This is a genomic window from Pseudoalteromonas sp. SWN166 (assembly GCF_015864485.1).
GTDB lineage: Bacteria > Pseudomonadota > Gammaproteobacteria > Enterobacterales > Alteromonadaceae > Pseudoalteromonas.
This window is the reverse complement of sequence record NZ_JADYXB010000064.1, coordinates 1-9,999: the sequence shown is the minus strand read 5'-3', so window position 1 is coordinate 9,999 and position 9,999 is coordinate 1. Positions and strand designations below refer to the sequence as shown.

Here is a 9,999-nt window from a genome sequence, read left to right as displayed (position 1 = left end):
CAAGCCGCGTGCCCAGGAAAAGAGACGCCCATCTCACTTCGGCGTCCGTTCGTCCCCCGGCCATCAACCGCCCATCGCCGGCCATCAACCGCCCATCGCCGACCCACAACCCTGCTGCGTCGCAACAAGGCACAGTCGAGTCTCGATCAACTTGATGACTTGAGAAAAATGTGTGACACGATCAACAACGAGATTGGGCGTTTGACGGCTTCTCTAAACTACCGCCATGTGGGCTCAACCACAGCGGTTGCGGTGCTGATCTACGTGACCACCTGCATGTTCACTCACTATGGGGAGGACCATGGGGTCGATCGGACACCCCTGCTGTCCGTCCAACAGCGCGCTGTGGGCGATTTTCTCGTTGGGCAAGGGGTTGGTAGCTCCGAGGGCGATGAGGCCCTTGTTGACCTCGCTAGGGCCAACGGCACTGTGGCCTATCTGGCGTCGTTGCCCGGGTGAGCTACGCGGGCGGCCATTGGGGTGGTACTGCTTGGTGGTGGGCAAATCGGGTTTTTGCTATAAAACAGATAGCTGTCGGCACTTGTTGGATAAGCGCTGGCCGTCTTTTACACCCTGGCGTTCAACGCTGCTCTTGGGGTCTTACCTTTGCTAAAAAACAGATAGCTACCAACGCTTTATGGATAAGCGCTAGACCCCGATTTCCCTGTATTTCTTGGAGTGGTCTGCTGGCGGTGCCGTAGAGACCTGTGCTCCGTGCACATCGGCACCCCTCTTTCTCATGCACAAAATCGCCCGCCCTTTTTCGTGGGCCAAATTGGGTGCAATTTTTCAAACGGACCCCTCTTTTGCTGGGCGCCTATGCGCTCTGTTTTTTCAGGAGCCCGGTTGGAGGGGGCCAATGTCCCTGGAGGTTTTCCCCGGCAGTTTTCACAGCAACACCTCGGCGCGCAGGCCCCGCCACCTGCACCAGTCCGGCCACCTCCAGCTCGCGCAGTATCTGCTGCACGCGGCGCTCGCTGATCCTGAGCATCCCGGCGATCTCGCGGGTGCCGAACCCCTTCTCGATGAACCGAGCCACGCTGCGCTTGCGCAGGTCGTCCTCATGGTCGCGCAGGCGGGGTACGGCCAGGTGCTCGCCCGGCCANGATGAACCGAGCCACGCTGCGCTTGCGCAGGTCGTCCTCATGGTCGCGCAGGCGGGGTACGGCCAGGTGCTCGCCCGGCCATGCCTCACACAGTCGCTTGGCGGCTGGCAGACCCAGCAGGCGGACCAGCAGGTGGCCTTCCTCGGCCACGATGGGCACGTAGAGGTTGCTGCCGTCACCGAACCAGGCCACGAGACGCAGTGTCGCGCTGAAGCCGATCACGGCGCTGATGTCATCGAGGGTGGTGTTTCGCAGTTCCATGGGGGTCTTTCCGTTTCAGTCAAACCGTGTGAACGGGATGTTGTGGCCCGACAGCAAACCTTGCAGGTAATTGATGTGAGCCCGCATCACCTTGTACGGGTGCGAGGTGCCGTTCGGATGCCCTACTGGTGCCATTTGCACATTCAGATCGGCCTGACCGAGATTGTTGAAGTGCTCAATCCAAACACGTTCATGGGCATTGCGTCGTTTCTGATCAAGCAGAATTGCCGAAGCTACTTCCTCCAAAAGACATGCTTTGATGTCCCATCCGGCCAGCACCATCTGTGCCATCCAAACCTGACACGGCCGGGCATTTTTAGGGGCGATGTTGTGGTGATGGGTGTAAAGCCTTTTCTCGATACGAACGCTTGACCCCACGTACCTAATCTCACCTGACAACGGGTCTAGCAATCCGTAAACACCCGAGGTGTACGGAAAACTCGCTCTGATCACACAGTGCAATTTGTCGTGTTCAAAAATCTGCATAAAACCAATCTGCAATTTGTCTACAAGTTTCTCCGTTAGTGACGCAAGTGACGCATTTAGGTGCTTTTTCCAAAACTCTCTTTACGCATAGGTGGAAAAAGTCAAAAAAGGGCAAAATGCGTCACTTGCGTCACTCTGTAGGGCTAAAACAGGTCCGCTGAACCCTTTATGCGTAACCCAGACCTCAAGCGCACGCCGCCTGACCCCCGGATTGGCGGAAATCTCGTGTCCAACCGACGCGATAGAGCGGTGCTACTTCGGATGTAATTGAGCAATCCGCGACCGCGAGCGAACATTTCCCACGAGTCCCACAGCTCTTTTGACGACACCGTGGCCGAAGGATCAAGGTCGCAGCACTCATCCAGCCACTCGGCCAAGAGGTCCATCTGCGACCGATAGGCGTCGCGGGCCGCGAGAACGCGCTTGGGCGGCACGAGGCCGTCCTTCTGATACCGCAGGGCTGCCTTGACGATCAGCGCAAGGATGCCGGCCATTTCCAGGGCGAGTTTTTCCTTCCGTTTTCCATCCTTGGGCACGTTCGGGTCGTTCTCAAAGTTGCGCTCGAACGGCAGCATGCCCATGCGGCGCCAGATGCCGTTGTCGTTGCCCTTGATGATCGGCTTGTGGTTCGTCGGCATGTAGACCACCCATGTCGGGGTCATCTCGACGCTGTGCTTGGCATGGATGCCCCGGGCAGTGATGGTGTCGCCCCCGGTCATGCTCTTGACCATACCCTCACGCAGCTCGCCGTTTTCATCCGGCTCATTGACATAGACGAAACGAGCCCCCCGCAATCGAACAAGGTCCTCTCGCGGGCCACCCCCGCCCCCCTTATTACCATCTGCCACAAACGAAGCGGCATCGGCCGAGCGGGCGTAGCTGCCGAACGCCTGGCGCACGGCGTTGAAGATGGTGCTCTTGCCGTTGGCCCCGTTGCCGAAGGCGATGAACATGATGTCCTCGATGGGGGTGCCCATGAGCGCGTACCCGAAGGTGCGCATCACGTACTCCACCATGTCCTCGTCGCCCGAGAACACCTCGGAGATGGTGCGCTCAAACACCGGCGCCTTGGCCCGAGGGTCGAAGTCGCAGGCCGCCACCAAGGTGATGCGCAGGTCTGGGTCCGGGGGCAGCAGCGCGCCCGTGCGCAAGTCCACCACGCCGTTGCGCACGCCCAGGTAGTGGCTGTGCTTGTCCAGCTCGGCAGCCGGCACGGCGACGCGCGGATCGCTGGACGCCAGCTTGACCATGTTGCTCACCATCCTGGCCTGCTGGCTCAGGGCGCAGAACTGGAAGAACTCGGCGCGTTCCTCGTGTTCCTCGACCTCGTTGACCAGGGCGCGGATGGTCTCTTTCGCCAGATGCTCGATTTCCACGTCCACCGCGCGGCGCCAGTAGACGCCGGTCCAGATGAACCACGTTCCGACCTCGGGCACGAACATCAGGCCGTCGCCGTAGCGGTCCAGCATGCGCTCGGCGTTGCCGAACTCGGTCAAGGGCCGCTTGGCCTGCACCGTGGCCGCCCGTGGTCCCACCAGCAGGGCGCGCGCCTGCGTGATGGGCATGTTGGTCTTGGTCAGGGCCTTGTAGCGCGCCTGGAAGGCGCCAATGATCTCCGTGCGCACCAGCGGGTCGTCAGGGATCAGCAGCTTCAGCTTCTCCAGCACCTCCTTTCCGCCCAACTTCAGGCTGTCGGTCTGCGACTGGATCAGTTCCTTGGCTTCGTCCAGCGCGGCGCGGCGCCCTTCGTGGTCCTTCTCGCGCTTGGCCTGCCCGCAGATTTTCAGCAACCAGCGCAGCGTGGTGGGCGCACCGCTGCCCCCGCCGAACGAGCGCCACTTGTAGTCGTACTGCTTGGGGTCGTCCTTGCTGGAGCGTGCTCCGTACTCCTTCCACAGCGCCAGCGCGTCGGACTCATGCTCGGTGCCTGCGAACTCGTGGTGCAGGGACATGCCGACGTGTGCCCAGTGGTCGTAGGAGTCGCCGTCGTTCTCCAGGTGCGACATCCAGCGCTCAACCTCGGCGAAGGACATGCCCACACGGGCCACCAAGCTCATCAGGTCATCGGCGTCGCTGGAGCTGCGCATGGCAGGCGACTCGGCCGAGCCCACCACCGTCACACCGGGGGTGGTGCGCACCAGGCGGCTCACCTCGGCCAGCAGCGCAGCGACATGCTTCTCGGTCACGACAGGCAGGTCAGAGGCGCGCAGCGACTCCAGCCCTCCCATCAGGTCCACCCACTGGTAGTCGCGGCCGGTGTCCGGGTGCTCGTGGTAGGCTACGAACTGCTGGCCCAGGCCCAGGATTTCCACCTGCTGGTGGTTGTCCTTGCCGGACGGCTTGGTGGGGTCCGTGGGGTCGAAGAACTGCACCGAGGCGCCCTTGGCCCAGCCGGCGCTGTCTGCGCGGTAGGCCAGCAGGATGCGCGGCGCGGCCCCCACACGCTCGGCCCCATCACCGAGGTTGCGGCGGCACCAGGCGATGAGCGCAGGGCCGATGACCGGGTGGCTCACGTCGATGTCCACGCCGACGATGGGGTGCGCCCCCTGGCCGCAGAGCACACCCACCCCGTGGTCAGGGTAGCGGGTCAGGTCCTCCATGCCGAGGCGGGCCTTTTGCCAGCCAGAGATTGCTGGGCGTTTTTCGCCCTTGCGGATGGGGACGATCAGGTAGCCGTTGGCGAGCAGCGCCCGGCCATGGTTGCGAAAATGGTCGGTCATCCTTGGGGGCTTTCGGCTTTCTTCTGCTTGCTCTGCTGGCGCAAGGCGATCTCACGAGCAAGCGCTGCGGTCATGGCGCCCAGTTGTTTTACAGTGTGTTTTGGCAGTACAACCAGCTTCGTTTCTTTGGGCGTCCCGGTCTGGAACGCACTGAGCATCCCCACGAAAGCCTCAGCCATGTTCGGGTCGATTGGTGCAAGAGTGGTTCGCCCATCGACCCTGATGAAGATTGCGACCTGTTCGATGTTCATGCCGCACCGCCCTTCAGCTTGGAGACGGTTTCACGCGCCTTCGTCCAGCGCTGGCCCGCGCGCACGTAGGCGTCGTGCATCTTTTCCAGCTTGCGCTCGGCCTCGGCAATGGCCTCATCGCGCGTGGCGAACAGGCCCCCCTGGTGCAGGAGCGACGGTTTGTCGCAGTTGAAGTATCCCTTGATGGAGCCAGGATAGACACCGCAGACAGACAACTGCTTCACGTTCAGCGAAGCGGTGACGTACCAGGCGGTACAGGGGAATTTGGTAGGAGAGAACAAGGCTGGCGACCTTTCTGCAAGGCGCCGCATGGTGGAGACCTGACGGAGCGCCAGCCTGTACCCCATCCGCAAAAATGGGGGTGTCAGGCCCCCACCGTGCGGCTCTGCGGGTGACGGGGAATTCTGGCTGGCGGCGTGCAGTATATCGCGTTTGCGCAAAAACACTAAACGTTTTGCGACACTCGACACTTCAGGATGCTGGTGTACACCGGGTCGATGAACTTCGCGCCCGTGTCGGCCCCGTGCCACCAGAGGTCACCGTCCATCTGCGGGATGCAGCCGCACAGCACGCTGCCGTCGGTCAGCATGATGTCCACCGTAGTGCCGAGACCGAAACCGCCGGGTTCTACCCAACCCTCGGCCGCCTCCCGCATCAACCACCCCCGCCATGCTGCCTCGATCTGCCGGACGCCGTACTGGCCGTTCGCTTCGCGCCAGAACAGGGCCTCCCGGCTGTTCGGATCACCCTCTTCCGGGTGCGACCAGCCTCGCGCCTTCAGCCCCTGGTAGTGGGCCCAGCAGGCGTCTTCGAACTGGGGGCGGGTGTCGGTGTTGGTCATGGCGCAACCTCGCACTCAGCGCACATCGAGCAGATGACCTCCAGCGTCAGCACCTGCGTGCCGTACTTCTCGTGCATGACCACCGAGGCATCGGCGATCCGCTTGGCGAGGTCAGCGCGGCACGAGCGGCGGCTGCAGATCGACAACTGGTAGAGGTACAGACGCGACGTGCCGGCGAGCCCCGCGAATTCGTCGCGCTTGTCGTCGGTCTCCAACTGGCGCAGGACGGCCAGCAGGGGTGTCTTCGGGGTGTTCTTGCGGGCCATTAGGAAGGGTCTTTCTGTGTTTGTGCACGATGGTTCCACTTCGCGCGGACGGCCGCCTTTTGGTCTTCGGTGACGTGGCCCGGCCAGTTGGACACGACAAAGCGCACACCGCAGGGGTTACAGCAGACCGAGAAGACGTCCACTGGGTCAGGGCCGAAACCACCGCCAGGGTTGTGGCCCAGCCGTTCGGAAGGCGCACCCCCGCAGAAGGGGCAGGGTGATAAAGTTATTTCGCACATGCGCAAATTCTAGCTTATTGCGCAATCGCTCACAACCACCCATCGGCCAACGCGAAAAAACTGTTGCGTACACCTAAACTCTGCGATAGTCTTACGTCACCCCAATGAGCCCCACGGAGGTGTGCTCATACCAACCCTTTCCCAACAGGCCGCTTACCCACCGGCCCCACGGGGATCACCGCACCGCTGCGCAGCGACACGCATTGGGCCACCTGCACATGGGCGACCCGCAACTCCACCCTGGACGAGTACCCCTAGCCGTAGGCCGCGCAGATGCTCGCGCTGTCCATGTGCACCTTCTCGACCACGGCGCCTTGGGCCGTGAACGCGATGAAAACGAAGACCCAGTTCACGCAACACCTCCAGTCCAGGGGTTCACCCCACCAACAAACACCGACTTTACCGGGTAGTCCATCGGCAGATCAACGGTACGCTCACCGTCCGAGAACGGACTGTACTTCGCCACGTACCCACGAGAGGCGCGAGGCTTCGGCGCGGGCCGAGGCGCGTTCTGCCCGGGGCCCAGCACCCACACGGCGGCGGGTGCCGACTTCTCCGTCGAGCGCTCCCATGCGGTGATGTGCGCCAGGTCATCCTTGTGCAAGGCCCACAGCGCGGCACGAGAACCGCCGTCGGCGATGTCACTACGCCGCTCGATCTCCGCGCACGAGCCCCGGCCGATGCGCTCCAAGGTGCTGACGACGGCTTTTCGCACGGCGCCTTTTGCCGCGATGGTCATTGGGCGCCCCCTTGCTTGCGGGCTGCGCGAGTCACCCAGCGGGGCTCCAGCGCGCTTCCGTTTAGTGCGTTCCACTGGCGATAGAACCCTTCGACTTGGTGTTTCAGCAGTGGGTTGTTGTCGTTGTCCGCTTGGGTTTCTGCTTCACCCAAAAGCACCCAGAATGAGTGCAGCACGTTGTCGCGCTCGGAAAACCACCGCGCCGCATCCTCCAGCACGCTGTCTGCCTTGTCCTTCTCCGCGCAGCGCGCAAGAATCATCGCCTGCAGTTCAGGGCTTCCAAAGCTGGACGGCTGGCTGTCTGCCGGGGGTGCTGGCTGGGGTGCGGCGGCGACAACGGCGCGTTGAACTGCCTTGCCGATGGCTGCTGCCCAATTCGTAGTGCCTCTGGTGCAACGACCTGACAGCGCTTCATCAGCCTGCATCACAACCTTCATCAGCGCGAGACTGTCCAGCGGCCCCGTTACTGCTCCAGCGGCTGGTGCCGTCACGCTGTCTGCCGGGGCACGGGATGCGCTCAGTGGCTTGAGGTATCCAGCGCGTGATTCGTGGAGCTTTTGCAGCGCCGCGTTGGGGTCGTCTGCATTTGCTGCGTTCCACCCAGCGGAAACACCGGCGAGGTATTGGCTATCGGCCATGGCGTCAGCAACCTCAGCTGGCACTGGCTGGCTGTTTGCCTGGGCGGCTGGGGTGGGCGCTGCGGCGAGTTGCTCCAAGACAGCCAACGTCGCCATTGCATCGATTGCACTCTCCTTTTTCGGCCAGCCATCATCGAAGAAATACTGGCTATTGATGCGGTGGTCGGCCATGGCGTTGAGGTATCGGCGCGCTTTCTCCACCGGATCCGCTGTGGAGCCGTCCGAGAACTTTATCGTCTCGACAGGCCCCGCAACTGCGCCAGCGGCTGGTGCCGCCAACTCGCCAGAATCCTCCGCGACGATCACCGCGCCGCGCAGCACGCGCCTCGCAGCGCGCATGCGGTCATCGGCAGGCTCGCCGATCAACTCGATGGCCTGCCGGATGGCTCGCACCGCCGCACTAAGCGTCGTGAAGTCGGTGGTGGCTGGTGCCGCCTGTGCCGTGGGGGCGGCCAGGGTAGCGTTGTGGGCCATCACGATTTCAGTGACCGCACCGGATTCGACATTCCGCCCAAGGTACGAGACAAGGCCACGGCCTTCCTTGTTCACGATGCTCCAGCCCTCGTAGCCATCTTTGCCGCCAGAGCCGTACCAGCGCTCAATCCACGCCCCTGCGGCTGGTGCCGCCTGTGCCGTGGCGGTTTCTGGGTAGGGCCAGTCCTTCAAATGCTCGACGGCTTCGGCCACCGTCTTGTCAATCGCACTGCCGGGTTGGTAGCCAATCTTCTCCTTTGCTCTCAAGAACAGGCCGATCATCGTGCTCAGTAGAGCGTGCGTCTTGGTGTTCGTCGCCCCGGCTGGTGCTTGCCCATTTGCCAATCGCAACACCGCTTCCACGATTTTTTCGGCGCCGATGGTGTCCCATGCCGTGGATTGCAGCCCTATGGCGTCTTCAACCTGTTCGACCGTGATGCGGGAGGCTGGTGCTTGCCCATGGTATGCGCGAATTGCCGCGCGCCACCCGTAAAGCACATAAGCGGCAGAGCCGCAGTCGTCGCTTGCGCTGCCAGAGCTGTCGCGTGCTTTGCGTGCTTTGCGTACTATGGCTCGCAGTTCATCTGGCGTGGGCTCAGGCAGCTCCGCATAGGCCCCGCCCTTTGGTGCTGCTGGTCTGTCGTGTTCTTCATTCGTCATGATCAATCTCTCCATTTTGTAAACGGCCGACCGGCTTTTTCCCAAGCGCAATCGACCGCAATTTCCAGTAACTCGTCGGCGGTGATCCCCTCCTGACGAGCGGCGATGCGGACAGCGCTCATGGCGTTCTGCTCGCAGTACGGTGAGCCAGGGCGGTGGGGATACCAGTAACCCCCGCAGTTGCAGACGCGGTGCCCGGTCTCACGCAGGTGCTTCGTGAACAGGTCGAACGACTTGCGTCGGGTTCGACATTCAGGGCAGCGTAGGATCAACGCCACACGTCCCCGTTTGCCCGAACAAACGCGACCGCGAGGTCTCCATCCCAACGTTTTTTGCGCATCAGACAGGTCAACAACCGAATGCGGACCTCTGTCACCCGTTCGATGGTGGCGACAACGGCGCGCACCGCAGCAGGTGGGTGTTCGGTCACACGGCGACACGCAGCCAAGCGTTCGTGCGTCGTGCTTTTCATTTGCAACCCCCGCAGAAGAACATCCGGTTGCGCCACACCCCGCCCGTCCGGTTGCGGTCGGTGAGGCACTTCACACAGAACGCCTTGGCGTAGTAGGTGCTGGTGGGTGGGATAGTCATGTGCCTTCCCCGTGAAGAAACTCGAAGTCACGCGCGTCCTTGAGTGCGGCCAACGCCTCCTTTGCCTCAGCGAACTCAGGGCTGCTTTTTCCGAAATCCCGCTTGGCCGACCGCTTTTCCACCTTGGCTTCACGAATGGCTTCATCAAATTCGTCCATCGTCATAACGTGTCCTCCAGGCTGACCATCGAACTCTCGGCCCGACGCCGCGCACGCATGCGCGCCATCGTCTCGGCGGCTGTCCACCGGCGCCCGGGGCGCGGCAGGTCGGGTTCGGTGCCCCACTGGAACACCGGCACGATGCGGCGACCCCGCACGTCGTCGTTCCATGCGCAGATGCGCACCACACCCAGCTCGCGCATCTGCTTGACCCAGCGGGCCACCGACTCTTTTGCCAGGCCGGAGACCAGCACCAGGTCGTCGTAGGTGTGCCCCTTGGCCTTCAGCGCGGTCTGCATGCGCAGGGTGATCTTGGCGTTGTTGCGGCGGGGGGCGGTCATGGGTAGGCCCTCGCAGTGCAGCCGAACGTGAGCTTGCTGCCAAACGTTCCGTGTTCGAACACCGTGGTCAGCTCGCCGTTGTTCTTCTTGCAGAACTCGTTGATAGCTTCCATGGCTTTGATCTTGTCCTCAGAGCAGCCGGCCAGTGCCAGGGCGAGCAGCAGGATAGTGGTGGTGCGGGCGGTCATGGGCGCAACACCTTGGCTTCGACGCAGCGCGTCCCCTTCC

The 9,999-nt window shown here is 62.5% G+C and carries 14 protein-coding genes; 3 read left to right on the top strand and 11 right to left on the bottom strand.

The genetic code is table 11. The features are described 5' to 3' along the window. Together I6F49_RS20435 and I6F49_RS19745 are read left to right on the top strand one after the other, a co-directional pair. Positions 1–459: hypothetical protein (locus I6F49_RS20435; RefSeq protein ID WP_231615156.1), on the top strand; the 459-nt coding region annotated here is incomplete at its 5' end. Positions 460–1,145: 686 nt separating this feature from the next. Next, positions 1,146–1,739 (top strand): hypothetical protein, encoded by a 594-nt coding sequence (locus tag I6F49_RS19745; protein WP_197181706.1) that lies wholly within the window; start codon positions 1,146–1,148, stop codon positions 1,737–1,739. Positions 1,740–1,996: 257 nt separating this feature from the next. Here the strand turns inward: I6F49_RS19745 and I6F49_RS19740 are convergent, their stop codons facing one another. The 8 genes from I6F49_RS19740 to I6F49_RS19705 form a co-directional block, all read right to left on the bottom strand. Next, on the bottom strand, positions 1,997–4,573 hold the full coding sequence (locus I6F49_RS19740; protein WP_114488603.1) for a phage/plasmid primase, P4 family: 2,577 nt from the start codon (positions 4,571–4,573) through the stop codon (positions 1,997–1,999). Further along, positions 4,570–4,824 carry a hypothetical protein gene (locus I6F49_RS19735; RefSeq protein ID WP_114488604.1) on the bottom strand — a complete coding sequence of 85 codons (255 nt, stop codon included), beginning with the start codon at positions 4,822–4,824 and terminating at the stop codon, positions 4,570–4,572. Before I6F49_RS19735 ends, I6F49_RS19740 begins: the two co-directional genes overlap by 4 nt. Then, the gene (locus tag I6F49_RS19730; protein WP_147273794.1) at positions 4,821–5,105 is read right to left on the bottom strand and encodes a hypothetical protein; all 285 of its coding nucleotides are present in this window, start codon (positions 5,103–5,105) and stop codon (positions 4,821–4,823) included. Before I6F49_RS19730 ends, I6F49_RS19735 begins: the two co-directional genes overlap by 4 nt. Positions 5,106–5,269: 164 nt before the next feature. After that, entirely contained in the window at positions 5,270–5,665 is a 396-nt protein-coding gene (locus I6F49_RS19725; protein WP_114488606.1) for a hypothetical protein, read from the bottom strand. Continuing rightward, positions 5,662–5,931: a hypothetical protein gene (locus I6F49_RS19720; RefSeq protein WP_114488607.1), complete on the bottom strand. Its 270-nt coding sequence runs from the start codon at positions 5,929–5,931 to the stop codon at positions 5,662–5,664. Before I6F49_RS19720 ends, I6F49_RS19725 begins: the two co-directional genes overlap by 4 nt. Further along, positions 5,931–6,170, bottom strand: a complete 240-nt coding sequence (locus tag I6F49_RS20655) for a Lar family restriction alleviation protein (protein WP_114488608.1) — start codon at positions 6,168–6,170, stop codon at positions 5,931–5,933. The genes I6F49_RS19720 and I6F49_RS20655 overlap by 1 nt, the downstream gene beginning before the upstream one ends. A gap of 349 nt (positions 6,171–6,519) precedes the next feature. Then, a complete protein-coding gene (locus tag I6F49_RS19710) occupies positions 6,520–6,909 on the bottom strand; it encodes a hypothetical protein (protein WP_114488609.1) in 390 nt (129 codons plus the stop codon). Then, entirely contained in the window at positions 6,906–8,681 is a 1,776-nt protein-coding gene (locus I6F49_RS19705; RefSeq protein WP_114488610.1) for a hypothetical protein, read from the bottom strand. Before I6F49_RS19705 ends, I6F49_RS19710 begins: the two co-directional genes overlap by 4 nt. Positions 8,682–9,095: 414 nt before the next feature. Between I6F49_RS19705 and I6F49_RS19700 the strand changes: the two genes are divergently transcribed. Beyond that, on the top strand, positions 9,096–9,287 hold the full coding sequence (locus tag I6F49_RS19700) for a hypothetical protein (RefSeq protein ID WP_197099293.1): 192 nt from the start codon (positions 9,096–9,098) through the stop codon (positions 9,285–9,287). Here the strand turns inward: I6F49_RS19700 and I6F49_RS19695 are convergent. The 3 genes from I6F49_RS19695 to I6F49_RS19685 all read right to left on the bottom strand — a co-directional run. Then, the gene (locus I6F49_RS19695; RefSeq protein ID WP_181870836.1) at positions 9,269–9,436 is read right to left on the bottom strand and encodes a hypothetical protein; all 168 of its coding nucleotides are present in this window, start codon (positions 9,434–9,436) and stop codon (positions 9,269–9,271) included. The two genes, I6F49_RS19700 and I6F49_RS19695, sit on opposite strands and share 19 nt — an antisense overlap. After that, a complete protein-coding gene (locus tag I6F49_RS19690) occupies positions 9,433–9,771 on the bottom strand; it encodes a hypothetical protein (RefSeq protein ID WP_197099292.1) in 339 nt (112 codons plus the stop codon). The genes I6F49_RS19695 and I6F49_RS19690 overlap by 4 nt, the downstream gene beginning before the upstream one ends. Continuing rightward, on the bottom strand, positions 9,768–9,999 hold a 232-nt coding region (locus I6F49_RS19685; protein ID WP_231615155.1), incomplete at its 5' end, for a hypothetical protein. The genes I6F49_RS19685 and I6F49_RS19690, both read right to left, overlap by 4 nt.